Origin of the sequence: Qingrenia yutianensis (genome assembly GCF_014385105.1) — a bacterium.
In the GTDB taxonomy this organism is placed as follows: domain Bacteria; phylum Bacillota; class Clostridia; order UMGS1810; family UMGS1810; genus Qingrenia; species Qingrenia yutianensis.
The window spans coordinates 11,780-36,875 of the sequence record NZ_JACRTE010000016.1; the positions used below are offsets into that span (position 1 = coordinate 11,780).

General features: G+C 44.3%; 23 protein-coding genes. 12 read left to right on the forward strand and 11 right to left on the reverse strand.

Annotated features, from left to right (window positions below; all coding sequences use genetic code 11):
* Window positions 1-32 precede the first annotated feature (32 nt).
* The 8 genes from gyrB (at window position 33) to H8706_RS09960 (ending at window position 9,667) form a co-directional block, all read left to right on the forward strand.
* Window positions 33-1,955, forward strand: coding sequence for a DNA topoisomerase (ATP-hydrolyzing) subunit B (gene gyrB / locus H8706_RS09925; RefSeq protein WP_262432496.1), 1,923 nt, complete (start codon window positions 33-35; stop codon window positions 1,953-1,955).
* 50 nt (window positions 1,956-2,005) lie between these two features.
* On the forward strand, window positions 2,006-4,531 hold the full coding sequence (gyrA, locus tag H8706_RS09930) for a DNA gyrase subunit A (RefSeq protein ID WP_262432497.1): 2,526 nt from the start codon (window positions 2,006-2,008) through the stop codon (window positions 4,529-4,531).
* Between the two features lie 54 nt (window positions 4,532-4,585).
* On the forward strand, window positions 4,586-5,053 hold the full coding sequence (locus H8706_RS09935; protein ID WP_178347482.1) for an acyl-CoA thioesterase: 468 nt from the start codon (window positions 4,586-4,588) through the stop codon (window positions 5,051-5,053).
* A gap of 131 nt (window positions 5,054-5,184) precedes the next feature.
* Window positions 5,185-5,958 (forward strand): ParA family protein, encoded by a 774-nt coding sequence (locus H8706_RS09940; RefSeq protein WP_178347481.1) that lies wholly within the window; start codon window positions 5,185-5,187, stop codon window positions 5,956-5,958.
* Window position 5,959: 1 nt separating this feature from the next.
* Window positions 5,960-6,817, forward strand: coding sequence for a ParB/RepB/Spo0J family partition protein (locus H8706_RS09945; protein WP_178347480.1), 858 nt, complete (start codon window positions 5,960-5,962; stop codon window positions 6,815-6,817).
* Between the two features lie 165 nt (window positions 6,818-6,982).
* Window positions 6,983-7,408 carry a hypothetical protein gene (locus tag H8706_RS09950; RefSeq protein WP_262432498.1) on the forward strand — a complete coding sequence of 142 codons (426 nt, stop codon included), beginning with the start codon at window positions 6,983-6,985 and terminating at the stop codon, window positions 7,406-7,408.
* A 15-nt stretch (window positions 7,409-7,423) separates the two neighbouring features.
* Window positions 7,424-8,692: a serine--tRNA ligase gene (serS, locus tag H8706_RS09955; RefSeq protein WP_262432499.1), complete on the forward strand. Its 1,269-nt coding sequence runs from the start codon at window positions 7,424-7,426 to the stop codon at window positions 8,690-8,692.
* Between the two features lie 66 nt (window positions 8,693-8,758).
* Window positions 8,759-9,667, forward strand: coding sequence for a DMT family transporter (locus H8706_RS09960; protein WP_262432500.1), 909 nt, complete (start codon window positions 8,759-8,761; stop codon window positions 9,665-9,667).
* A gap of 48 nt (window positions 9,668-9,715) precedes the next feature.
* Here the strand turns inward: H8706_RS09960 and H8706_RS09965 are convergent, their stop codons facing one another.
* The 10 genes from H8706_RS09965 to ilvB all read right to left on the reverse strand — a co-directional run bounded on the left by H8706_RS09965 (window position 9,716) and on the right by ilvB (window position 18,309).
* Window positions 9,716-11,386, reverse strand: a complete 1,671-nt coding sequence (locus tag H8706_RS09965) for an AMP-binding protein (RefSeq protein WP_262432501.1) — start codon at window positions 11,384-11,386, stop codon at window positions 9,716-9,718.
* A 44-nt stretch (window positions 11,387-11,430) separates the two neighbouring features.
* A complete protein-coding gene (locus H8706_RS09970; RefSeq protein WP_178347475.1) occupies window positions 11,431-11,991 on the reverse strand; it encodes a helix-turn-helix domain-containing protein in 561 nt (186 codons plus the stop codon).
* A 136-nt stretch (window positions 11,992-12,127) separates the two neighbouring features.
* The gene (rimM, locus tag H8706_RS09975; RefSeq protein WP_262432502.1) at window positions 12,128-12,628 is read right to left on the reverse strand and encodes a ribosome maturation factor RimM; all 501 of its coding nucleotides are present in this window, start codon (window positions 12,626-12,628) and stop codon (window positions 12,128-12,130) included.
* A gap of 30 nt (window positions 12,629-12,658) precedes the next feature.
* Window positions 12,659-12,889, reverse strand: coding sequence for a KH domain-containing protein (locus H8706_RS09980; protein WP_178347473.1), 231 nt, complete (start codon window positions 12,887-12,889; stop codon window positions 12,659-12,661).
* Between the two features lie 66 nt (window positions 12,890-12,955).
* Complete coding sequence (gene rpsP / locus H8706_RS09985; protein WP_178347472.1) at window positions 12,956-13,201, reverse strand: 30S ribosomal protein S16; 246 nt, start codon at window positions 13,199-13,201, stop codon at window positions 12,956-12,958.
* A gap of 50 nt (window positions 13,202-13,251) precedes the next feature.
* Complete coding sequence (gene ffh / locus H8706_RS09990; protein WP_262432503.1) at window positions 13,252-14,589, reverse strand: signal recognition particle protein; 1,338 nt, start codon at window positions 14,587-14,589, stop codon at window positions 13,252-13,254.
* 14 nt (window positions 14,590-14,603) lie between these two features.
* Entirely contained in the window at window positions 14,604-14,930 is a 327-nt protein-coding gene (locus tag H8706_RS09995) for a sigma factor-like helix-turn-helix DNA-binding protein (RefSeq protein WP_262432504.1), read from the reverse strand.
* 80 nt (window positions 14,931-15,010) lie between these two features.
* Window positions 15,011-15,709: a tRNA (guanosine(37)-N1)-methyltransferase TrmD gene (gene trmD, locus H8706_RS10000; protein ID WP_178347470.1), complete on the reverse strand. Its 699-nt coding sequence runs from the start codon at window positions 15,707-15,709 to the stop codon at window positions 15,011-15,013.
* A 3-nt stretch (window positions 15,710-15,712) separates the two neighbouring features.
* Window positions 15,713-16,210: an acetolactate synthase small subunit gene (gene ilvN, locus H8706_RS10005; RefSeq protein ID WP_178347469.1), complete on the reverse strand. Its 498-nt coding sequence runs from the start codon at window positions 16,208-16,210 to the stop codon at window positions 15,713-15,715.
* 452 nt (window positions 16,211-16,662) lie between these two features.
* Window positions 16,663-18,309: a biosynthetic-type acetolactate synthase large subunit gene (ilvB, locus tag H8706_RS10010; RefSeq protein ID WP_262432505.1), complete on the reverse strand. Its 1,647-nt coding sequence runs from the start codon at window positions 18,307-18,309 to the stop codon at window positions 16,663-16,665.
* 174 nt (window positions 18,310-18,483) lie between these two features.
* On the opposite strand from ilvB, the gene H8706_RS10015 reads away from it, so the two are divergent.
* Together H8706_RS10015 and H8706_RS10020 are read left to right on the forward strand one after the other, a co-directional pair.
* A complete protein-coding gene (locus H8706_RS10015) occupies window positions 18,484-20,382 on the forward strand; it encodes an NAD(+) synthase (RefSeq protein ID WP_262432506.1) in 1,899 nt (632 codons plus the stop codon).
* A gap of 165 nt (window positions 20,383-20,547) precedes the next feature.
* A complete protein-coding gene (locus H8706_RS10020; protein ID WP_262432507.1) occupies window positions 20,548-21,675 on the forward strand; it encodes an Ldh family oxidoreductase in 1,128 nt (375 codons plus the stop codon).
* A 97-nt stretch (window positions 21,676-21,772) separates the two neighbouring features.
* Here H8706_RS10020 and H8706_RS10025 read toward each other — a convergent pair whose 3' ends face one another.
* Window positions 21,773-22,645, reverse strand: a complete 873-nt coding sequence (locus H8706_RS10025) for an AraC family transcriptional regulator (protein ID WP_262432508.1) — start codon at window positions 22,643-22,645, stop codon at window positions 21,773-21,775.
* 176 nt (window positions 22,646-22,821) lie between these two features.
* On the opposite strand from H8706_RS10025, the gene H8706_RS10030 reads away from it, so the two are divergent.
* Both H8706_RS10030 and H8706_RS10035 read left to right on the forward strand, forming a co-directional pair.
* Entirely contained in the window at window positions 22,822-23,979 is a 1,158-nt protein-coding gene (locus H8706_RS10030) for a Gfo/Idh/MocA family protein (protein WP_262432509.1), read from the forward strand.
* 18 nt (window positions 23,980-23,997) lie between these two features.
* Window positions 23,998-24,834, forward strand: coding sequence for a sugar phosphate isomerase/epimerase family protein (locus H8706_RS10035; RefSeq protein ID WP_262432510.1), 837 nt, complete (start codon window positions 23,998-24,000; stop codon window positions 24,832-24,834).
* Window positions 24,835-25,096: the final 262 nt, after the last annotated feature.

Consider the following 25,096-nt stretch of genomic DNA (forward strand, 5'->3'; position numbering starts at 1 on the left):
AAAATTTTTTTCGGGCGGAAAGGAAATAAAATATGAGTAACGAAAAAGTACAGAGCAATTACGACGAAAATCAAATTCAAGTGCTTGAGGGCCTTGAGGCGGTGAGAAAAAGACCGGGTATGTATATCGGTTCAACGTCCTCGCGCGGTTTGCACCACCTCGTTTACGAAATTGTGGACAACAGTATCGACGAGGCACTGGCAGGCTACTGCGACGAGATTTTGGTTGAAATAAACGAGGATAATTCCATCACCGTAACCGACAACGGACGCGGTATTCCTACGGGTATTCACCCAAAAATGGGTATTCCGGCGGTTGAAGTTGTTTTCACCGTTCTGCACGCCGGCGGTAAATTCGGCGGCGGAGGATACAAGGTTTCGGGCGGTCTGCACGGTGTCGGTGCGTCGGTTGTTAATGCTCTTTCGGAGTATCTCGAGGTTGAAATTTACAACGGCGAACACGTTTTTTATCAGCGTTACGAGCGCGGAAAAAGCACCTGCAAGCTTAAAGAGGTCGGAGATACAACCAAGACAGGAACGAAAATTACATTTAAGCCCGACTACGAAATTTTTGAAGATTTGATTTACGATTACGACATTCTTCTTGCAAGACTCCGCGAACAGGCTTTTCTTAACAAGGGTATTAAAATTATACTCAAAGACAAGCGCGGCAGTGACAGACAGGACATTTTGCAGTATGAGGGCGGTATAAAATCGTTTGTTGAGTGGCTCAACAGGGAAAAAACGCCGATACACGACGAAATTATTTATGTTGAGGCGAAAAAGGACGACACCGAAGTTGAGATTGCAATGCAGTACACGAGCGCTTACACTGAAAATCTCGTTAGCTTTGCAAACGACATTCACACAACCGAGGGCGGAACGCACGAAACAGGCTTTAAATCGGCGCTTACAAAGGTTTTCAACGACTTTGCGCGAAAGCTTAATTTCTTAAAAGAAAACGACAAAAATTTGTCGGGCGAGGATATAAGAGAGGGTCTTACCTGTGTTATCAGCGTTAAAGTTCTGGAGGCGCAGTTTGAAGGTCAGACCAAAACAAAACTCGGCAACAGCGAGGTCAGAAGTGTTGTTGAATACGCGATAGGCGAGCATTTGACAAACTTTTTGGAGGAAAATCCGTCGGTTACAAGGGCAATTCTCGACAAAGCGCTCACAGCGTCAAGGGCGCGCGAGGCGGCAAGAAAAGCACGCGAGGCGACGAGAAAATCTCCGCTCGGAACAAGCACCCTTCCCGGAAAGCTTACCGACTGCATTGTGAAAGACCCGACGAAAACAGAAATTTATATCGTCGAGGGTGATTCGGCGGGCGGTTCGGCGAAAAACGGACGTGACAGTAAATATCAGGCAATTCTTCCGCTTTGGGGAAAAATGCTCAATGTTGAAAAGGTGCGCCCCGACAAAGTTTACGGCAACGACAAACTCACACCCGTAATTCAGGCGCTCGGCACAGGTATTGCGGACGAATTTAACGCTGAAAAATTAAGATACGATAAAGTTATAATTATGGCGGATGCCGACGTCGACGGAGCGCACATTCAGACGCTTCTTTTAACGTTTTTCTTCCGCTTTATGAAACCGCTTATAGAACAAGGACACATTTATCTTGCAAAACCGCCTCTTTACAAACTTATAAGAGGAAAAAAAGAGAAAGTTGCGTTCAGCGACGAGGAAAGAGATAAAATAAGCGAAGAATTAAAAGACGGCGACGCTAACGCAAAGGTTGAAATAAGCCGTTTCAAAGGTCTTGGTGAGATGGACCCCGTGGAGCTTTGGGAAACCACTATGGACCCGAAAAACAGAATTCTTTTGAAAGTTACTATGGAGGACGCGGAGAAAGCGTCGAACATATTTACCGTGCTGATGGGAGACGAGGTTGAACCGCGCAGACAGTTCATTGAAGAAAACGCACAGTACGTTACTAATTTGGATATATAGTTTTTACTTACATTTATTACAGAAAATTCCAATAAATTTGGAGGATATATATGGCTAAAAATAAAAAATACGAAGATACGCATTTTGAAGAGTATCTTGAATCGCAGACTATTGTAGATGTTGACATTGAACAGCGTATGCGAGACGCGTTTATCGACTACGCGATGAGCGTTATCGTGAGCCGTGCGCTCCCTGACGTCCGCGACGGTTTGAAACCCGTTCACAGACGTATTTTGTACGCTATGTACGAGGAACATCTCACAAACGACAAGCCGTTTTTTAAGTCGGCTACAACCGTCGGTAACGTAATCGGTAGGTATCACCCTCACGGCGACGCGTCGGCATATGACGCTTTGGTAAGAATGGCGCAGGATTTCTCCTTGCGTTATCCGCTTATTGACGGTCACGGAAACTTCGGTTCGGTGGACGGTGACCCTCCGGCTGCATACCGTTATACCGAGGCGAGAATGAGCAAAATTGCCAATGCTCTTTTGGAAAATATTGACAAAAACACAGTTGATTTTGTTCCCAATTTCGACGAAAAAAGAAAAGAGCCGTCCGTACTTCCCACAAGAATACCGACGCTTTTGGTGAACGGAAGTTCGGGTATCGCGGTTGGTATGGCGACAAATATTCCGCCTCACAACCTCACAGAGGTGTTAAACGGCGTTATCGCACAGATTGAGGATCCGCTCATTTCGGTTGAGGACCTTATGGAATACATAAAAGGCCCTGATTTTCCGACAAAAGCGCTCATTATGGGAAGAAGCGGTATCAGAAGTGCATACGCGACGGGTAAAGGCAAGGTTATAGTCCGCGCAAAAACAGAAATTGTAGAAAACAGGGACGGCACTTCATCAATCATTGTTACAGAGTTACCTTATCAGGTTAACAAAAAAATGCTGGTTGAGTCTATTGCCGCGCTTGTTAAAGATAAAAAAATTGAAGGCTTGCACGACATTGACGACCATTCGTCCGACCGTGTGGGTATAAGGCTTGAAATTTCGCTCAAACGCGACGTTAACGCACAGGTTGTGCTAAATAAACTGTTTAAATTTACGCGGTTGCAAGACAGTTTTTCGATAAATATGCTTGCAATATGCGACGGAAAACCGAAAATTCTCGGTTTGAAAGATATTTTGGCGAACTTTATTTCGTTCCAGGAGGACATTGTACGCCGCAGAACGAAATATGATCTTGACAAAGCGCTTGCAAGAATGCACATCTTGGAAGGCTTAAAAATTGCCATTGCAAACATCGACGAAGTTATTGAAATTATCAGAAATTCGTATGATGACGCGAAAGAAAGACTTATGGCAAGGTTCGGTTTTTCGGACATTCAGGCGCAGAGCGTTCTTGATATGAAACTCTCGCAGTTACAGCGTTTGAACAGCGAAAAAATTGAGAATGAATATAACGATTTAAGCGCAAAAGTTGAAGAATATAAGGGACTTCTTGCCGACGAGCACAAGCTTTTAGAGCAGATAAAGAAAGAACTTATCGAAATCCGCGACAAATACGGTGACGAGCGTTTGACATCTATCGAAAACGGAATTGTGGACATTGAGGACGAGGACCTTATTCCGGTTGAAGAATGTGTTGTTACAATGACGCATTTCGGCTACGTTAAACGGCTTCCGTCCAGCACTTACAAGTCACAGCACCGCGGAGGACGCGGAATTTCGGGATTGAGCACGCGGGACGAAGATTTTGTAGAAAATATTTTCGTTACGTCGTCGCATAACTACATTCTCTTCTTTACAAACAAGGGAAGAATGTATAAGCTCAAAACTTACCAAATTCCCGAGGCGGGACGACAGGCAAAGGGCAGTGCTATTGTAAATCTTCTGCCGATTGAAAAAGACGAGAAAATAACCGCGGTTATTCCGATTAAAGAGTTTGAAGAAAACAAATATCTTACAATGCTCACAAAGCGCGGTGTTATCAAAAAGACGGATTTAACCGACTACGACACAATCCGCAAGGGCGGACTCATTGCAATCGGACTCCGTGAGGATGACGAACTTATTCACGTTGAACTCACGGACGGCGACAATAACATTATTGTAGGTACCAAAAAAGGTATTTGCATAAGGTTTAAAGAAAGCGACGTTCGTCCTATGGGCAGAGGCGCGAGCGGTGTTAAGGCGATAACGCTCAACGGCGATGATTTTGTTGTCGGCGCAGGCTGCTGCAAAGAGGGTGCTGATATTCTCACCATCACCGAGAACGGCTACGGCAAAAAGACCGATTTGGAAGAATTTAAAATTCAGAACCGCGGCGGAAAGGGCTTGTTCGGATACAAAATCACCGAAAAAACGGGCGACGTTGCAGGTATTGGCATTGTTAACGACGACAATGACGTTATGATTATAACGTCCGACGGTGTAATCATAAGAACTGCCGTTGACGAAATCAGCAAATTCGGCAGAACAACCCAGGGTGTAAGGGTTATGCGCCTTGCTGACGGTGTGAAAGTTGTTTCAATCACCACAACCGACAAAGAGGAAGAAAGCGACGAAAACACAGACGCTGAAACGGAAGAAAATCCGCAGGAAGTGACAACTGAAGAATAAAAATATGAGCATAAGGTTATAAAAGCCTTATGCTCAATTATTAAGGAGATTTTTATGAAAAAAAGGGTATCGGATTCGATAACGCACCACGTTGAAATAATAATGCCCCAGCATATAAACGGGCAAAGACGGCTTTTCGGCGGTGTTCTTATGCAGTGGATTGACGTTGTGGCGGCGGTCACCGCGCGCAGACATTCGGGCTGTAATGTTGTCACCGCGTCTGTGGACAATCTTAATTTTAAATCGGGTGCGAATATAAACGATTCTCTTGTGCTTGAGGGAAGAGTAACTTACGTCGGAAATACATCTATGGAGGTGCGTGTGGATACTTTTGTGGAAAGACTCGACGGCGAGAAAAAAGAGATAAACAGGGCATATTTTGTTATGGTTGCGCTTGATGAAAATAAAAATCCCGTTAAAGTGCCCGAACTTATAATTGAAAATGACGAGGACAGAGAAGAATATGAGGCAGGCAGAAAAAGATATGAACTGCGAAAGCTCCGAAAAAAGGAAAATTATTAAAATGTTCCCCGGGGAACAATAAAAAAATGTTTCACAAAATTTGCTTTATTTGTCAATTAGCTATTGCACTTTTATATGAAAGTGTGATATACTGTTAAAAGATGTTTATATGAAGATAAGAAGGTGAAACAATGGGTAAATGTATAGCCGTCGCAAATCAAAAAGGCGGTGTAGGAAAGACAACAACTTCAATAAATTTGAGCGCCGCGCTCGGTGAGTGCGGAAAAAGAGTGCTTTTGATAGATTTAGACCCCCAGGGAAACGCGACAAGCGGTGTGGGTGTTGACAGAAATGAAGATATTACCTCGGTTTACGACGTTTTGGTGAACAGTACGGCAATGGAACAGGCGACCGTTGTTACAGAGTTTGAAAATTTGTCGGTTTGTCCGTCGAATGTTGACCTTGCAGGTGCGGAAATTGAACTTGTGGGTGTGGAAAACCGTGAAAATTGCCTTAAAATTGCACTTTCAAAGGTAAAAGACGACTACGATTACATTATCATAGACTGTCCGCCGTCGCTCGGACTTCTCACGCTCAACGCGTTTGTGTGCGCCGACACCATTTTAATTCCCATACAGTGCGAATATTACGCGCTTGAGGGATTAAGCCAGCTTATAAAGACAATCCGTCTTGTGAAAAAAGGATTAAATCCATCGCTCGACATTGAAGGAGTGCTTCTCACAATGTTTGACGCGCGGACAAATTTGTCAATTCAGGTTGCGGACGAGGTTAAAAAATACTATCCCAAAAAGGTTTATGCGTCGGTTATACCGCGTAATGTGCGCCTTTCGGAGGCGCCGAGCTACGGTCAGCCCATCACGGTGTATGACGAGAACTCGAAAGGTGCGGAAAGCTATACAAAACTTGCGAACGAAGTTATTGAAAGAAACGAAGGAGTGAAATAAAATGGCAATGGGAAAGGGTTTGGGCGCGCTTATATCGGACACGGGCGTTGCACAGGAAAACCCGACGGTCGTTGAACTGAAAATTATAGAAGTTGAACCGAACAAAAATCAGCCGAGAACCAATTTTGACGACGAAAAACTTGAAGATTTGGCGGCGTCAATACGCGAACACGGTGTTATTTCGCCGATTTTGGTAAAAAAACAGTCCAACGGATTTTACAAAATAATTGCCGGCGAAAGACGCTGGAGAGCGTCGAAAAAGGCGGGCAAAAAGACAATTCCGGCAATAATAAAGGATTTTACAAATCAACAGGTGCAGGAAATTGCGCTTATCGAAAATCTTCAGAGGGAGGATTTGAACCCGATTGAAGAGGCTCGCGGTTATAAACAGCTTATGGAGGATTTTGAACTCACACAGGAACAGATTTCGCAAAAGGTGAGCAAGTCGCGCTCCACGGTTGCAAACTCGTTAAGACTTTTAAACTTATCCACAAAGATATGTGGATATCTTGAACAGAACAAATTGAGCGCCGCGCACGCAAAAATTCTTCTTTCAATAACCGATAAAGATTTACAGGACAACTACGCGGAAATTTGCGTGAAAGAAAACCTCACAAGACGCGAACTTGAAAAGCTGATAAAAGAAAATCCGAATGGAAAAATTATTGAAAAAAAGAAAAAAGAAGTTAAAGAAGATTTGAATTTAACGCTTGCGCTTATGGACTTTGAAAAGAAAATGGAAAATTCGCTCGGCACAAAGGTTAAAGTTATAAACGGCAAGAAAAAAGGAAAAATAGAAATTGAGTATTACGGCAGTGCAGATTTGGAAAGAATTTGCAGAATTTTGAACATCGGCTGAAAAAACGGCGTTTCAAATCAAAATGTAATGATTTTTTAAAAATAGGGTAATATGATTTTACTATTTTGAATGAAAATACGTTAAAACTCAAATTTTGAGGTAATAAGGATATACACTTCAAAAAATATAAAAATTGTTCCCCGAGGAACATTTCAGGAGATAGTTATGAACGGTAAAGTTAAATTTTTATGGATTTACACGGCAATACTTTTTTCATTTGCGCTGATACTTATAATTTTTGCTTATCTCACGCAAAACAACATTTCAAAAGAAAATGAAGCGATAAACAAAAATATGAGCGGTTACAAAGCGAATATTGAAAGTCTTACAAAAGAGAATGAAAATTTGAAACAAAAGCTTGACGAATTAAATACCGAGCTTGCGGACGAAAAAGCAAAAAACGAAAAATATTATGAAATTGAGAAAAACGACAACACCGAAGAAATTGCAACTGTCAACGAAACCGTGAAAAAAGCGTTTGACGAATTTGCAAAGGGAAATAAGAAAAACGCAAAAAACACTGTAAAAGACATTGACACCGCGAAAACAGGAGATTTGCAAAAATACATTATTGATAAAATTAACGAATAAAAAGGGGTAGTAAAAATGCTGGACATTAAGGTAATCAGAACAGAAACCGAGCGAGTTAAAAAGGCTCTTGCGCGCCGTAAAGAGGTTGTGGACATCGACGCACTTTTAGCGCTCGACAACGAAAGACGCGAGGCTTTGTTTGAAGTTGAAAAGAAGAAAAATGCGCAGAATGAGGAAAGCAAAAAAATTCCCGTGCTCAAAAAAGAGGGCAAGGACGTCAGCGCACTTTTTGAAGATATGAAAAAACTGTCGGCTGAAATTAAGGAATACGACGAAAAAATCAGAAATCTTGACGAGCAGATTAACAAAGTTATGCTCACAATCCCGAATATTCCGGCTGATGACGTTCCCGACGGCGAAACCGACGAGGACAACGTTGAAGTAAGAAAGTTTATGGAGCCGACAAAGTTTGATTTTGAACCTAAAGCGCACTGGGACATCGGCGCGGATCTCGACATTCTCGACGCTCCGACCGCAGGCAAGGTTACGGGCACAAGATTTACTTTCTATAAGGACAAAGGTGCGCGTCTTGAAAGGTCGATAATCAACTTTTATCTCAATACGCACACCGAACAGAACGGTTATATGGAGGTTTTTCCGCCGTATATGGTGCACAGAAGAAGTATGATAGGCACAGGTCAGCTCCCGAAATTTGAGGAGGACGCATTCAAAGTTATGAACACCGACTATTTCCTCATTCCGACCGCGGAGGTGCCGGTTACGAATATGTACCGCGACCAGATTTTGGACGGAAACAAACTTCCGATTAAGCACGTTGCGTACTCGGCTTGTTTCAGAGCAGAGGCAGGCTCGGCAGGCAAGGACACGCGCGGACTTATCAGACAGCATCAGTTCAACAAAGTTGAGCTTGTTAAGTTTGCAAAACCCGAAAATTCGTATGATGAGCTTGAAAAACTCACTCGCGACGCGGAAAAAGTGCTTCAGCTTTTGAAACTTCCGTACAGAGTTGTTAAAATTTGTGTCGGCGATTTGGGCTTTACCGCGGCGAAAAAATACGATATTGAGGTTTGGATGCCCAGCTACGGCAGATACGTTGAAATTTCGTCGTGCTCCAACTTCGAGGATTTCCAGGCACGCCGTGCAAACATCAAATTCAAAAACGCGCAGGGCGAAAAAGCGCAGTATGTGCACACGCTCAACGGCAGCGGTGTTGCAATCGGCAGAACGGTTGCGGCAATTTTGGAAAATTACCAGAATGCTGACGGCAGTGTGACGGTTCCCGAAGTTTTAAGACCGTATATGGGCTGCGACGTGATAAAATAAGACACAATTTTAATAAAAAATATGCCTCTGCTTTTGCAGGGGCATATTTTTGGGATTGGGTGAAAAATGAATAAAAAAATTAACTTTTTAATGATTGCCGCCGCGGCGGCGCTGTGGGGAATGATAGGTTTATACAGCAGTTTTTTGAGTGACCGCGGATATACAAATATGCAGATAATTTTTCTGCGCTCGGCTCTGACAACGGTGTTTATGGGAATTTTTCTCCTTATAAAAGACCGAAAACTGTTCAAAATTGACATTAAAGACGTGTGGATTTTCGTCGGAATGGGATTTTTGAGTTTTTGTATGTTCAATTTTTTCTATTTCAACGCTATAAAACTCAATAATTCACTGTCAATGGCGTGCATTTTGATGTATACCGCGCCGATTTTCGTAATGATTTTGTCGGCGGTGCTGTTTAAAGAAAAAATAACACTGCAAAAAAACATCTCTCTTTTTCTCACTATAATAGGGTGCGTTTTGGTGTCGGGCGGAAACGTGTCAATGACTCCGCTCGGACTTTTGGCAGGTCTTGCGACGGGGTTCGGATACAGTCTTTACAGCATTTTCGGCACATACGCGGTGAAAAAATATTCCACATATACGTCCACATTTTACGCGTTTTTGTTCTCGACAATCGGCTCGCTGTTTATGTGCAACCCGATTGACGCGGTGAGAATAACGGCGGAAAGCGGTGTTAATACGGCGCTGTTTTTGTCGTTCGCCGTCATAAACACGGCGCTTCCGTATATGCTCTACACAAAGGGACTTGAAAAAATTGAGGCGTCAAAAGCGATAATAATTTGCTGTGTAGAACCGGTTGTTGCAACGGTTCTGGGCGTTTTGGTGCTGAAACAAAGCGTAGGTTTTATATCCGCGCTGGGAATGTTGTTCGTTTTCGCGGCTATTGCAATTTTGAACATTAAATTTGAACACAAAACGGTACAAAAAAGAGGATACGAATTGTCGGAATGACAGTTCGTATCCTTTTTTATTAAAATTTTTATTCTTTAATTGAAATTTTTATTTCTTTTTGTTGTCTTTCTCGCGGAGTTCAACACGTCTGATTTTACCGCTGATTGTTTTCGGAAGTTCGTCCGCAAATTCGATTATTCTCGGATATTTATAAGGCGCGGTGGTGCGTTTAACGTGATTTTGCAGTTCTTTCACAAGCTCATCCGACGGGGTATATCCCTTTGCAAGAACGATTGTAGCCTTAACAACCTGACCGCGGATTTCGTCGGGAACAGCGGTGATTGCAGTTTCAAAAACGGCAGGGTGCTCCATAAGCGCCGATTCAACCTCAAAAGGTCCTATGCGGTAACCCGAGCTTTTGATAACGTCGTCAACACGTCCCACATACCAGTAAAAACCGTCCTCGTCACACCATGCAAGGTCGCCTGTGTGATAGTATTTGCCGTCGAGAACCTCTTTTGTCTTTTCCTCATCATAAAGATAACCCGAAAATACGCCTATCGGTGCGCCGTCCGACATATCGAACACGATTTCGCCCGTCTGACCGGGGTCGCAAACCTCGCCCTCGTCGTTAAGGAGATATGCCTTGTAATAAGGCGACGGCTTACCCATTGAGCCTGTGTGCGGAGTTTCCCATTTATAAGTAGCAAGCGAAAGACACGATTCTGTCTGACCGAATCCCTCGTAAAGTTTCAATCCCGTAGCCTCGAGGAATTTTTTGTAAACCTCGGGGTTGAGCGCCTCGCCGGCGGTGGTGCAGTGGGTGAGGGACGACAAGTTGAATTTCGTCAAGTCTGCTTTGATGAAAAATCTGTAGATTGTCGGGGGAGCGCAGAAAGTTGTTATCTGATATTTTTCAACCATTTTGAGCAAATCAGACGGCTCAAAACGACTGCTGTAATCGTAAATAAATATGCCCGTGCCGGCTATCATCTGACCGTAAAGCTTGCCCCAAACCGCTTTTCCCCAGCCTGTGTCGGCGACGGTGAGATGGAGTCCGTCGTCTTTAACGTTGTGCCAGTATGCCGCAGTGGGAATGTGTCCGAGAGGATAAGCAAAGTTGTGGCAAACCATCTTCGGCTCGCCCGTTGTGCCAGATGTAAAATACAAAAGCATAGTGTCTTTAACGCTTGTTTTTTCGTCGCCAGTCGGACGCTCGAATACGTCGGACGCAGCCTCAACTCCTTTTTCAAAGCTGTGCCAGCCCTCTTTTTCTCCGCGGTCAACCACGATTGCTTTAACCGTGGGCGACTCCGCCAAACTGTCCTCAATGTGTTTTGTCACAACGTCGTCGTCGGCGCAGACAATCATTTTAATTTTTGCACTGTTGCATCGGTAAACAACGTCTTTTTTTGTTAAAAGATGCGTCGCCGGAATGGTTACCGCGCCGAGCTTGTGCAGTGCGATTATAGAAAACCAAAATTCATAATGGCGTTTCAAAATGAGCATAACCATATCGCCCTTTTTGATGCCCAGACTTTTGAAATAATTTGCTGTTTTGTTTGTATATTTTGACAATTCGCCGTAGTTGAATTTTCTTTCTCTGCCCTCGTCGTCGCACCACACAAGTGCCTGTTTTTCCGGGCAGATACGCGCATATTCGTCCACAACGTCAAAGCCGAAATTAAAATCGTCGTTATATTTTAAATTGTAATTTTCGTAAAAATCTTCGTAACTGTCAAATTCTGTTCTGTCTAAAAATTTATTCAATAAATTCATTGGTAACAACTCCTCAAAAAAGTAAAATAATGTAAAATTTCAAACTAATCGTTCAAAATAATAGCCAAAAATTTGGCTTTTTTGCCGTCCAATGCTTTCATACCGTGCATATAAACGGAATTGAAATAAATAGAGTCGCCTTCCTCTAAAATGTTGTCCTTGCCGTTGACACGGATAAGGAGCTTGCCCTCAAGGACATAGTTAAATTCCTGACCGGGGTGCGAATTTTCGTGAAGAGGCTCATCATCGGGCGTAACGGGAACTTCAACCGTAAACGGCTCGATTTGCTTTTTTGAAAAGTTGTAGGCAAGATTGTGATATTTATACTGCTCTCGGCGGAAAACCTCAAGACCTTTGCCTTTTTTAACAACCTGAAAAACGCGAAGTTTAGGAGCTTCTCCCGATAAAATCTCGGTTAAATCAACCTTAAAATAGGATGCGATTTCGTAAAGCATACTTACGGGAATATCGCACACACCTTCCTCATATTTTGCGTAATCTTCGCCCGAAAGCTTGAGATGCTCTGCCATTTCGGTAATGGAAATGTCCGAAATCTCCCTCAATTCCTTAATCCTCTGTGAAATAAGCTTAATTTGTTCTGACATACCGTTAAAACTCCTTTCTCCAAAAATAATTTTTAAAAAATATGCCAAAGTTCGCATATCAAATATTATATACCCAAATTTTCGCGTGTAAAACAGAAAAAGTATACAAAAAAAGTCTGCCAAAGCAGACAATTTTCTACATAAGTCCCTCGGGGACGGTCACCCTGACTTTTTTTCCGTCAAGGTCGATTTCGTTTACAACGCTTTTGAGCGCAGGCAAAAGAAGGTCTTTTTTACCCTCGGCTTTGATGATATACACATCTGCACCGCCGGCGGTTATAACGTCGGCTATTTTGCCCAAAAATGCCTCGTTTTCGTCGAAAACGTCAAGACCTATAAGGTCGGCAACAAAAAACGTGCCGCTGCCAAGAGAGGGCATAGTGTCCTTCCTGACGTACAAAACGCTGTTTTTAAGCTTTTCGGCGCACTCTATTGTGTCAACGCCCTCAAGCTTTAAAATAACGTTGTCCTTTTGATATTTAACGTTTTCTATAAGGTATCTTTTTTCGTCCTTGCCGTAAACGAAATTTATTTCCTCAAAAATTTCGGGATAATCCGCCCACGGAACAACCTTGACCTCGCCTTTAAGACCTCTTGTATTCACAATTTTTCCTATTTCAAGATAAAGCTGTTCCACGGCGCATTTTCTCCTTTTTTAAGAATAATACTATTGAACAATATCAACAATAACGCGTTTGTCCTCTTTGCTTGACGCCGCTTTGATAATTGTTCTTATCGACTTGGCAATTCTGCCCTGTTTGCCGATAACCTTGCCCATATCGTCGTCGTTTACGCGAAGTTCGTAAACAACGCTGTTTTCGCCGTCAACCTTTGTAACCGAAACATCTTCGGGGTGGTCAACGAGAGATTTTGCAAGAAATGCGAGTAATTCTTCCATAGTGAACTCCATTCCGCCGTAAAAACTACGGCAAAAATCACTTATTTGCTCAATTTTGACACAAAATTATTTAATGATACCGCTTTTTTTGAGCAAGCTTTTAACTGTGTCTGTGGGTTGAGCACCGTTGCCAATCCATTTTGCGGCTTTCTCACCGTCAATTTTAATTGTGCCGGGGTCTGTGTTGGGATCGTATGTGCCGATTTCCTCGATAAATCTGCCGTTTCTGGGATATCTCGAATCAGCAACAACAACACGGTAGAAAGGAGCTTTCTTTGCGCCCATTCTTCTCAAACGAATTTTAACTGCCATTTTAAATTTCACCTCCGTAAAAATTTTTAACAATTTATATTTAACGCAATTTACCTAAACATAGGCCCTAATCCGCCGAAACCGCGTTTCAGCTTTTTCGGATTGCTAAATTGTTTCATAAGTTTTTGCATCTGCACAAACTGTTTCAAAAGGAGATTAACCTCCTGAACCGTTGTACCGCTGCCGTTTGCAATTCTCTGCTTTCGGCTCGAATTTATGATTTCGGGTTTCTGACGCTCTGCCGGCGTCATAGCCTGAATTATCGCCTCAATATGTCCCATTTTTTTCTCGTCAATCTGCGCGGAAGAAAGCGCTTTTGAATTGACGCCGGGCATCATTGAGAGAATGTCCTGCATTGAACCCATTTTCTTTATCTGACCGAGCTGATTTAGATAATCGTTAAGGTCGAACGACTGCTCGCGTATTTTCTTTTCGAGTTCCGCCGCCTGTCTTTCGTCAAATGCCTGCTGTGCCTTGTCGATAAGCGTCAAAACGTCGCCCATACCCAAAATTCGTGATGCCATACGGTCGGGATGGAAAGGCTCCAAATCGGTAAGCTTTTCGCCCATACCGGCAAATTTTATCGGCTTTCCTGTAACGGCTTTTACCGAAAGCGCCGCACCGCCTCTTGTGTCACCGTCAAGCTTTGTGAGAACAACGCCCGTAATGTCAAGCTGCTTATTAAAGCTTTGCGCAACGTTTACCGCGTCCTGACCTGTCATAGCGTCAACCGTGAGAAGAATTTCGGACGGCTCAACCGCGGATTTGATGTTTTTAAGCTCCTCCATAAGCTCTTCGTCAATATGGAGTCTGCCTGCCGTATCTATAATAACAACGTCATTTGCATTTTGCGACGCGTGCTCCAGCGCCTTTTTCGCGATAAACACCGCATCGGTGCTTTCGTCAATGGAAAAAACGGGAACACCAAGCTGTTCGCCCACAACTTTAAGCTGTTTTTTCGCCGCCGGACGGTAAACGTCTGCCGCAACGAGAATGGGGCGCTTGCCCTGTTTTTTCAAAAATCCGCCGATTTTCGCGCTGGACGTGGTTTTTCCTGCGCCCTGCAAGCCCACCATCATAATAACGGTGATTTTGCGCGAAAAATCAAGTTTCGCGGTTTCTTTTCCCATAAGAGCGCAAAGCTCGTCGTTTACAATTTTTATAACCTGCTGTCCCGGCGTGAGGCTTTCGAGAACGTTTTGTCCGAGCGCCTTTTCTGATACGCCGTTTATGAAATCTTTAACAACTTTAAAGTTAACGTCCGCCTCAAGGAGCGCGCGTTTAACCTCTTTCATAGCTTCTTTTAAGTCGGCTTCGGAGATTTTTCCTTTTCCGCGAAGCTTTTTAAAAACAGAACCGAGTCTGTCCGCCAAGCTTTCAAATGCCAAGCATACCACCCCTTTCAGAGGTACAGAATTTCTGACAATCTATTTGAAATTTCCAAAATATCGGTATAATTTTTGTCCTGTGCGATTTTTTTAAGTTTTTCTGTTTCAAAATTTAGCCTTTCGATTTTTTCGGTGAGTTTCAAATTTTCTTCAAGCTTTGTAAGCTCGTCCTCACCGCGTTTTATCGCGTCGCGCACACCCTGGCGCGTGATGCCGAAATTATCGGCTATTTCCGCAAGCGACAAATCCTCGTTATAATATAAATCAAGCATCTGTGCGGTGCGGTCGGGGAGAACCTTTCCGTAAAAATCAAGAAGGTATCCGAAATTCAAATTTTTCAAAAAAATCAATCCTGACAAAGCAAAAATAGGTGTAAAGCAAAAAACTTTACACCATATTGTAATACATTTTTACAAAAATGTCAAGACATTTTTTCAATAAATTTTTCATACATATCGGGACGGCGCAGCTTTGTTTCTTCAAGCGACTTTTCAAACCGCCATTTTTCAATTTTTTTGTGGTCGCCCGAAATCAGAATTTCGGGCACTTTTTTACCCAGAAATTCGGGAGGGCGCGTGTATTGCGGATACTCCAAAAGTCCGCTGTAATGCGACTCGTCCGAGAACGACTCCTCGCAGGAAAGTACACCGTCAAGCATACGGCACACCGCGTCTATAACCACCATCGCGGGAATTTCTCCGCCGGTTAACACATAGTCGCCGATTGAAATTTCCTCGTCCACAATTTCGTCGATAATGCGCTGGTCGACGCCTTCATAGTGACCGCATAAAAGCACAATATTCTTTTTTTTCGCAAGCTCTTTTGCCTTGTCCTGCGTGAAAACCGCGCCTTTGGGCGAGAGATAAACGGTGTGAGGCTTGTTTTCGTATTTTTCGGCAACCGAATTGTACGCGCCGTAAATGCACTGGGGCATCATAACCATACCCTGACCGCCCCCGTAGGGATAGTCGTCCACGCGGTTGTGCTTGTTGCCCGAAAAATCACGGATATTTGTAAAGGAAAACTCCACAATTTTGTTTTTCACCGCGCGCCCGATAATGCTTTCGTTTAAAATGTTTGTGAACATCTCGGGGAAAAGCGTTAAAATGTCAAATTTCATAAATCATACCTCTATAGTTTTGCGGCCGCGCTCGATTGAAATTGTACCCGTGCGCACCATTTCGATTTTGCCCATTTTTTCCACCAAAGCCAGAAACGACGCGATTTTGTCGGTCGTTCCCGTGATTTCCACCGTCACCGTGTCGGGGGCAACGTCTACGATTTTACTGCGGTAAATTTCGGAAAACTGCAAAATTTCCTTGCGCTCGTCACTGCCAATACCGCTTATTTTAATGAGCGCGAGTTCACGGCATACCGTTTCGGTTGACGTAAGGTTTTTTACCTTTATAACGTCAATCAGCTTGTTGAGCTGTTTTATAAGCTGTTCAAGCGTGTAGTCGTCGCCGTTCGCAATGATTGTTATGCGCGAAATGTCCTTGTTTTCGGTTGTTCCCACCGCGAGCGAGTCGATGTTAAATCCGCGCCGTGAAAACAGCGCCGTCACCTTTGTGAGTACGCCTGCCTTGTTCGATACCAGAACAGATAGTATGTGCTGCTGCATTTTTTATCACACTCCGTTTAGGATTTTAAAATTTTTGTTCTATATCAAAAACATAAAATATGTTATATTACTGATTTGCTCCGCAGGGGCACTTTTAGAGTAAAAGTGCCGCAAAAGCGCGGGGGTTCCGATTCCCCCGCACCCCTAAACGGCTTGGGGTTCCACCCCAAGACCCCTTACGACAATCAAATCATCCAAACAACAGATTATCGAAAATAATTTTTAAACAAAAACCGAAAACAAACCGTCCGCCGAAAAATTAACGTTTACAGAACGGGTCAAGGGCAGAGCCCTTGTCGTTTAGGGGTGTGGGGGAATCGAAACCCCCACGCTTTTCCCACCGCTTTTACGCTAAAAGCGGAGAAAAGCGGAGCAAAAGAAAAAATAACAATAACCTGTTTTTGATATGATAAGATAATTTAAAATCTAAAATCGGGATTGTAAGGCGAACCTTACAAAACCGAATCCTCGTCCTTATCCACGCACAACTCCACAAAATACGCGCCGTTGTGCTTCATTGCGCGCTCAAACGCGTCTTTCACGCCGTCGTTTTCACTCACGCGCTCGCCGTCAATGCCGAACGCTTTCGCAAGCGTGATAAAATCGGGATTTTTCGGGAAAACCTCGCTGTAGCGCGCGTTAAAATTGTTCTTCTGATACTCCCTTATCATTCCGAGCGCGTTGTTGTTGAACAAAATAATTTTGATATTCAAATCGTATTCCGCGATTGTCGCAAGCTCGGCGGCCGACATCATCAAACTGCCGTCGCCCTCCAGTGCAAAAACCGTCTTTCCGCTTTTTGCAAACGACGCGCCGATTGCCGCCGGCAAGCCGAAACCCATTGTTCCCAGTCCGCCCGACGTGATAAAATCCCTCGGCGTGTTTATTTTGATATTTCTTGCCGTCCAAATCTGATTTTGTCCCACCTCGGTCGAAACAATGCAGCTGCCGCCGGTAACGGAGTTCAAAACGCTCACCGCGTATTCGGGGCAGACGAAATTTTTCTTGTGCGAAAAGCTTTTCGCGTGATTTAACTTTTCTCTTTCCGCTTCGTCCTCAAGGCGCAAAAGCCAGTCTTTTTCGGGCGAAAGGGTGATGTTTTTGTCGTTAACCGCCGACATAACGTTTGTAATATCGCCCACAACGGGAATGTCCGCGTGAAGATTTTTTCCTATCTCCGCAGGGTCTATGTCAACGTGAATAACGGTTATATCTTCTTCGTTAAGATTTTTAACGCGTCCCACCGAGCGGTCGCCTATTCTCGCGCCGGCGATAAAAAGCGTGTCGCACGCGGAAAGCGCAAAATTCGCGCATTTTCTGCCGTGCGTGCCAATCATTCCGAGGTTGAGTGCGCCCGTGTCGTGACGAACGACCCCAACCGCCTTGAGCGTTGATACAACGGGGATTTTTGTGCTTTTTATAAACTTGTTTATCTCCGCGCTCGCCGAGTCGGAACAGCACCCTCCGCCGATGTATAAAAGCGGACGTTTCGCCTTTTTCAGACACTCCGCCGCGCGCTTTATCTGGAGCGTGTTGCCCTTGTAGTTGGGCTTGTAGCTCTCGATTGACGGCTTTTTGTATTTTGTAAATTCCGCTTCTTCGCATAAAAAATTGACGGGAATATCCACCAAAACAGGACCGGGTCTGCCCGTCGACGCGATAAAAAACGCCTCGCGCAGGGTTTTTACAATTTCGTCCGCCGACTTTATAAGGTAATTATGCTTGCAGAACGGATTGACCGCGCCGGTGATGTCCGCCTCCTGAAACGCGTCGCTTCCGAGAAGCGACGAATCGACCTGACCGGTTATCGCAACCATAGGCACAGAGTCGCTCATCGCCGTTGCAATGCCGGTTATAAGGTTTGTCGCGCCCGGACCGGACGTTGCAATGCACACACCCGTTTTTCCGCTTTCTTTCGCGTATCCCGACGCCGCGTGCGCCGCGCTCTGCTCGGTTCGGGTGAGAACGTGCTTTATTTTGTCAAATGAAAAAAGGGCGTCGTAAACGGGCGCAACCGCACTTCCCGGATAGCCGAAAACAACATCTGTTCCGCTCTCCGCAATCACGTTTAAAACCGCCTCGGACGCCGACATTTTCATAGTTTTTACCTCGCTTTAAAAAATTTTTATGTCAATACATAATTTTACCACATATTTTTGTCAAAATCAACAAAATTTTTAACCCGAAAAAGAGAATAATATCATATATTGTCTTGACTTTTTAAAAAAGCAAATATATAATTTAAAATAGGAAAATTTTCGGAGGACAAAATTATGAAGGACGGATTTATCAAAACCGCGGCGGCGTCGTTTGACGTGACGGTTGCGGACTGTGTGACAAACGCAGAAAAAATCACGGAAATAATAAAAAACGAGGCAAAAAACGGCGTTCAGCTGCTTGTTTTGCCCGAGCTTTGCATAACGGGCTACACCTGTTCGGATTTGTTTTTGCAGTCCGAACTTTTAAACGGCGCGGAAGAAGCGCTTAAAAACATTTGCGAAAACACAAAAAGCGCCGATATTATCGCGGTTGCCGGACTTCCGATAAGCAAAAATTCACGGCTTTACAACTGCGCGGCGGTGCTTTATAAGGGCGAAATTTTGGGTGTCGTGCCAAAGGCGAACATACCGAATTATAACGAATTTTACGAAAAACGGCATTTTTGCCCCGCACCGAAAAATAACAGCACATTAACGCTTTTTGACAAGGAAATTCCGTTCGGCACAAACCTCATTTTTGCGTGCGCGGATATGAAAAATTTCACCTTTGCGGCTGAAATCTGCGAGGATTTGTGGGTTGCCGCGCCTCCGTCGGTAAACCACGCGAAAAACGGTGCGAATATAATCGTCAACCTGTCGGCAAGCAACGAGGTAATCGGCAAGTGCGAATACAGAAGGTCGCTTGTTTCGGGTCAGTCGGCACGCCTTGTGTGCGGATACGTTTACTGCTCGGCAGGCGACGGCGAGTCCACCACCGACACGGTGTTCGGCGCACATCACATAATCGCGGAAAACGGCGTTGTTTTAAAGGAAAACACGCTTTTTGAAAACGGCGTTGTCAAAACCGAAATCGACGTTGACCGCATAGACGGCGAAAGACGTAAAATCGGCTCGTATCAAACCGAAGTTTCGCCCGATTACAAAACGATTTCGTTTGATATGCACAAAAAAGACGTCGAATTAACGCGCGAAATTCCGCAGACTCCGTTCGTTCCCGCCGACGCGCTGAAAATCGACGAAAGATGTTCGCTCATTCTCACAATGCAGGCAATGGGACTTAAAAAACGAATTGTCCACACTCACGCAAAAGGCGTTGTAATCGGCATTTCGGGCGGTCTGGACTCCACTCTTGCACTGCTTGTCGCGGTGCGCGCGTTCGATATTTTAAAAAGGAGCAGAACCGAAATTACCGCAATTTCAATGCCGTGTTTCGGCACGACGAGCCGAACGAAGTCGAATGCGGAAAAACTGTGCACGGCAATGGGCGTGACGTTTAAAACTGTGGATATAAAAAAGGCGGTAAATCAGCATTTTGAGGATATTGGTCACGACCCGAACAATTTTGACGTTGTGTATGAAAATTCGCAGGCGCGCGAACGCGAGCAGGTGCTTATGGACTACGCAAACAAAACCGGCGCGCTGGTTGTGGGAACGGGCGATTTGTCCGAACTTGCGCTCGGCTGGGCGACCTACAACGGCGACCATATGTCGATGTACGGCGTGAACGCAGGCGTGCCCAAAACGCTGGTGCGCTACCTTGTGCGCCACGCAAAAAAGCTGTTTGACGGCGAAAATATCGGCGAAATTCTGGACGATATTCTGGCAACTCCCGTAAGTCCCGAGCTTTTGCCTCCGAAAGAGGGCGAAATCGCGCAGAAAACCGAAGAGCTTGTCGGCCCGTACGAACTGCACGATTTTTACCTTTATTATGCGGTGCGTTTTGCGTTTCCGCCCAAAAAAGTTTTGCGCCTTGCAAAATATGCGTTTTCGTATGACGACGAAATTCTTGTTCATTGGCTCAAAACGTTCTACCGACGCTTTTTTGCACAGCAGTTCAAGCGTTCGTGTCTGCCCGACGGCCCAAAAATCGGTTCGGTAAGCCTTTCTCCGCGCGGTGACTGGCGTATGCCGAGCGACGCGGCGGCAAAATTGTGGCTGGACGAGCTTGAATAAAAATATTTTTCATAAATCGGCGGTGTAATGTTTGTTGAAAATAAACAAAATGAAAAAAATTTCAAAAATTTTAAAAAAATATGTAGACTAAACAAAAACATTGTGATAAAATAAACAATATAATGAATAAAATGCAGTATCAGCACAGAAAGAAGGTAAACAAAAGTGGCAAAAACAATAAATTTCAGTTATGAAACACTCAAAAAATTCTGCGAGGCGTCGTTTGCAAAGCTTGGATTTTCAAAGCTTGAAAGCGAAGAAATCACCGACGTTCTGCTTCTTTCCGACCTTTACGGAATTGAGTCGCACGGTATGCAGAGATTGGTAAGATACCACAAGGGCATAGAAAAAGGCTTAATCAAGGTTGACGCAAAGCCAGAAATCGTGTTTGAAACCCCCGTTTCGGCGGTTATCGAGGGTCACGACGGTATGGGTCAGCTCAACAGTATTTTCGCTATGAAAAAGGCGATTGAAAAAGCAAAAACAAGCGGTATCGGCATTGTTAACGTAAGAAATTCAAACCATTTCGGTATTGCCGGATATTATGCAAAAATGGCTTGCGATGCAGGACTTATCGGTTTTGCGGTTACAAACTCCGAGGCGATAATGGTTCCCACATTCTGCCGTATGGCAATGCTCGGAAGCAATCCTATCGCAATGAGTATGCCGGCAGAGCCGTATCCGTTCTTCTTTGACGCGTCCACAACGGTTGTTACGCGCGGAAAACTCGAAGTTTACAACAAAAACGGCAAGGCGCTCCCCGAGGGCTGGGCGCTCGACAAAAACGGCCACGGTTCAACGGACGCGGCGGACGTGCTTAAAAATATCGTTGCCAAAAACGGCGGCGGAATTATGCCTCTCGGCGGTGAAAAAGAGCAGACGGGAAGCCACAAAGGCTACGGCTACGGTATGCTTTGCGAAATTTTCAGCTCGATTTTGTCAATGGGCATAACGTCAAATCATACGCATATCGGCGGAAAAGGCGGTACCTGCCACGGTTTCGCGGCGATTGACCCTGCAATTTTCGGCGACGCAAACGCGATTAAAGAACATCTTTCAACGTTCCTCGAAGAACTTCGCAACGCTCCCAAAGCGGACGGCGCGGAAAAAATTTATACGCACGGCGAAAAAGAAATTCTCGCTTATGCCGACAGAATGAAAAACGGCATAGACGTTAACGTTAACACCGTTGCGGAAATGGTTGATTTCTGTAATTTCGTAGGTCTTTCGGTTGAAGAATACCTCGGTAAACTCGACCTCGACACCGCGAAAAAAGACAGTTCTTATAATTAAAAAAATTTTATAAAAATAAAACGGTACAAAAACGTACCGTTTTCGACAGTTTGAAAGCACATCATTTGATGTGCTTTTTTAAATCCGTTCACTCACTCTACTGCACAGCGTATTTTACCTTTTTATACGCCGACGGGGTACAGCCTTTATACTTTTTAAAAATTCTGTTAAAATACGAAACGGACGAAAAACCGACGTCCATAGAAATCTCCGAAATATTCCCCGCGCCCGAAATAAGCCGTTTTTCCGCCTTGCACACGCGCACAAAGTTTAAATATTCCGTAAACGTCGAATTTGTTGCCTTTTTAAAAAGACGGCAGAAATAATATCGGTTCAAATTCACCGTTTTGCTCAAATCGTCCAGCGAAATCTCTTCGCGGTAGTGCGTGTCGATATAGTTAAGAACGGGCAGAACGCGCTCGATTGTGTCGCTGTCAAAATAAACATTTTCGTCGAGAATGATTTTATATCTGCTCAAAAGCGCGGAAATTTTAAAAATGTCGGCGCTGATATACATTTCGTACGCGCGCTTTTTCTCGGTGCTTTCCCGTATAATTTCGTTAATATAACCTCTTATTTCGTCGGTTTTCGGGTCGCCGTTTTTAAAAACGTACATAGAGCATTCTCCGGCGCTCAAAAAACGGCGCAGATATTTTCCCGTGTTTTTAAGATGATTTTGAGGCATCTCCGAAATGTCAAACTGAATAAGCGAATAATAGGTGCCGTCCTTGCCGGAAAACGTTTCGTGCACAACACGGCTGTTGATGAAAATTATTTCGCCTTTCTCGGCGGTGACGCTTATTTCTTCGTTGCGCGCCCGCAAAACGCCGTCGGCAATGTATAAAAGCTCAATTTCGCCGTGAATGTGGGGGCGCGAGAATATCTCGCCTTTTTTGGCCGGACATCCTCCGCCGCTGATATGAACCGGGGTGTTCGGTATATTTGAATTAACAGTTTCATTGTTTATCATAAAAATCACCAAACCACAAAAAGTCAATATTGTTCAATAACAAGTCAACATTTCTGTATAAAATACTCCTCATTATTGTTATAATCATTGTAACATAAAAAATAATCATATGCAAGAAAAATATAGCAAAGACAGGCGTTTTTTGCGCCTCGATTTTTAAAAAGGAGCTGGAATCAATGGCAGATAAGGACATTCTCAATATGTTCAAGGAAAACCAGGAAGAAAGCAATATTGACACATCTAAAAAACTCAAAGTTGGCATTATCGGCACAGGCTGGATTGCGGAGGCGCACATTCAGCAGTTCAAAAAAATGCCCGACGTTGAAATTGTCGGCGGTGCTGACCTCATTGACGGCAAAGCGGAGAAATTTTTCAAAGACAACGGCGTGGAAAACGTTCATTGTTACCACAACCACAAAGAGCTTATCGATAATGAGGAGCTTGACGCGGTAAGCGTATGCACCTACAACAGAACCCACGCGGAGTGCGCAATTTACGCGCTTGAGCACGGCGTTAACGTTATTTTGGAAAAGCCTATGTGCGTAACGCTTGAAGAGGCTGTGGAAATCTGCAAAGCGGAGAAAAAGAGCGGAAAAGTTCTTTCAATCGGTTTCCAGCCGAGATTTGACCCCAATATGCAGATGATTAAAAAGATTGTTGAGTCGGGCGAGCTCGGCGAAATCTACTACATACAGACGGGCGGCGGACGCAGAAAAGGTATCCCGACACCGTTCGGCACAACGTTTATTGAGGACAAAACCGCAGGTCTCGGCGCTCTCGGCGACATCGGCTGTTATTCGCTCGATATGGTGCTTAACGCAATCGGCTATCCGAAACCGCTCACCGTTACGGGCTACACCTCGAATTTCTTCGGCACAGACCCGAATTATTACGAAACACACCCCGAATATGCTTCGCTTTTCGGCGTTGACGACTTCGGCGCAGGATTTATCAGACTTGAGGGCGGTATAATTCTCGACTTCAGAATTGCATGGGCAATGCACCTTGACACACCGGGCGATACCATTATTATGGGTAAAAAAGGCTCTTTGCGTATTCCGTCAACCGAGTGCTGGAACGGTTCTGTCGGCGGTCCGATGAAAATTTACAAAAATGTTGCCGGCGAGGGTGTTGAAATCGAAATCCCGATTATCCCCGACAAGAGCGAGGGCAACTTCTACAAAAAAATCCGTTCGTTCCTCGACGCCGTTAAAACAGGCGGAAAAGCGCCCGTTCCCACAAGCCAGATTATCATTAACCAGGCTATTATCGACGGCATAGCAAAATCGAGCAAACTCGGCAAGGAAATTGAAATTGAAATTCCCGAAATATAAATTTTGAGGTGATATATAATGAGTAAATTTAAACTTGGATTACAGCTTTACACAATCCGCGACGAAATGGAAAAAGATATGGACGCGTGCCTTAAAAAGGTTAAAGAAATGGGCTACGACTGCGTTGAATTTGCGGGATTTTTCGGCAAAAGCGCAGAGGAAGTTAAGGCAATGCTCGATAAATACGGCCTTGAGGCGGTGTCATCGCACCAGACGGTCGGCATTAAGGACGACGAGCCGTTAAGCCCCGAAGATACGGTTAAATATCTTAACACTCTCGGCGTTAAATACTGCGCAATTCCGTGGTACGGCAAGGAAAATTACGTTGAAGATTTTGACGGCACAATGGAAAAATTCAAAAAATCGAGCGAGATTTTGAAAAAAGGCGGTATCGACCTTTATTACCACAATCACGATTTTGAGTTTGATAAAATCGACGGCGAAACCATTCACGACAAGATTTTTGAAACCCTCGGCACAGACGTGATTAAACCCGAGATAGACGTTTGCTGGGTGCATTACGCAGGCTACGAGCCGACAGAGGTTATGAAAAAATATGCAGGCAAGGTTAACATTCTGCATCTTAAAGATTTTGTTTGCAAAAACCTCGGCGGCGGACCCGTTTACGCGCTTATCGACAACAGCGGAAAAGAGGGCGAAAAAGCGTCAAGAGAGGATAACGGCTTTGAATTCCGTCCCGTCGGACACGGTATTCAGGATATGCCCAAGATTATTGACGCGGCGAGAGAGTTCGGAATTGAGTATCTTATCGTCGAGCAGGACGGCCACCCCAATGCGTCATCTATGGAGGACGCAAAGATTAGTATTGATTATCTTAAGTCGCTGGGACTGTAAGGTGAGGAGAGAAAGGCACGGCTATTGCCGTGTCTTTTTTGCTGAAATTTTAAATTTTTGTTCTATATCAAAAACATAAAATATGATATTTTACTGATTTGCTCCGCAGGGGCACTTTTAGAGTAAAAGTGCCGCAAAAGCGCGGGGGTTCCGATTCCCCCGCACCCCTAAACGGCTTGGGGTTCCACCCCAAGACCCCTTGCAACAACCAAATCATTCAAACAACAGGTTATCGAAATATTTCTCAAACAATAACAGAAAA

Excerpts from the sequence above, each read along its gene's own strand:
- rpsP (WP_178347472.1), bottom strand. The coding sequence starts at position 13,201 with ATGGCAGTTAAAATTCGTTTGAGAAGAATGGGCGCAAAGAAAGCTCCT.
- H8706_RS09965 (WP_262432501.1), bottom strand. The coding sequence starts at position 11,386 with ATGAATTTATTGAATAAATTTTTAGACAGAACAGAATTTGACAGTTAC.
- H8706_RS10030 (WP_262432509.1), top strand. The coding sequence starts at position 22,822 with ATGGCAGATAAGGACATTCTCAATATGTTCAAGGAAAACCAGGAAGAA.
- H8706_RS09980 (WP_178347473.1), bottom strand. The coding sequence starts at position 12,889 with ATGGAAGAATTACTCGCATTTCTTGCAAAATCTCTCGTTGACCACCCC.
- H8706_RS09960 (WP_262432500.1), top strand. The coding sequence starts at position 8,759 with ATGAATAAAAAAATTAACTTTTTAATGATTGCCGCCGCGGCGGCGCTG.
- gyrA (WP_262432497.1), top strand. The coding sequence starts at position 2,006 with ATGGCTAAAAATAAAAAATACGAAGATACGCATTTTGAAGAGTATCTT.
- H8706_RS09950 (WP_262432498.1), top strand. The coding sequence starts at position 6,983 with ATGAACGGTAAAGTTAAATTTTTATGGATTTACACGGCAATACTTTTT.
- H8706_RS09935 (WP_178347482.1), top strand. The coding sequence starts at position 4,586 with ATGAAAAAAAGGGTATCGGATTCGATAACGCACCACGTTGAAATAATA.
- H8706_RS10035 (WP_262432510.1), top strand. The coding sequence starts at position 23,998 with ATGAGTAAATTTAAACTTGGATTACAGCTTTACACAATCCGCGACGAA.
- serS (WP_262432499.1), top strand. The coding sequence starts at position 7,424 with ATGCTGGACATTAAGGTAATCAGAACAGAAACCGAGCGAGTTAAAAAG.
- H8706_RS10025 (WP_262432508.1), bottom strand. The coding sequence starts at position 22,645 with ATGATAAACAATGAAACTGTTAATTCAAATATACCGAACACCCCGGTT.
- H8706_RS09940 (WP_178347481.1), top strand. The coding sequence starts at position 5,185 with ATGGGTAAATGTATAGCCGTCGCAAATCAAAAAGGCGGTGTAGGAAAG.
- gyrB (WP_262432496.1), top strand. The coding sequence starts at position 33 with ATGAGTAACGAAAAAGTACAGAGCAATTACGACGAAAATCAAATTCAA.
- trmD (WP_178347470.1), bottom strand. The coding sequence starts at position 15,709 with ATGAAATTTGACATTTTAACGCTTTTCCCCGAGATGTTCACAAACATT.
- ilvN (WP_178347469.1), bottom strand. The coding sequence starts at position 16,210 with ATGCAGCAGCACATACTATCTGTTCTGGTATCGAACAAGGCAGGCGTA.
- H8706_RS09970 (WP_178347475.1), bottom strand. The coding sequence starts at position 11,991 with ATGTCAGAACAAATTAAGCTTATTTCACAGAGGATTAAGGAATTGAGG.
- H8706_RS10015 (WP_262432506.1), top strand. The coding sequence starts at position 18,484 with ATGAAGGACGGATTTATCAAAACCGCGGCGGCGTCGTTTGACGTGACG.
- ilvB (WP_262432505.1), bottom strand. The coding sequence starts at position 18,309 with ATGAAAATGTCGGCGTCCGAGGCGGTTTTAAACGTGATTGCGGAGAGC.
- H8706_RS09945 (WP_178347480.1), top strand. The coding sequence starts at position 5,960 with ATGGCAATGGGAAAGGGTTTGGGCGCGCTTATATCGGACACGGGCGTT.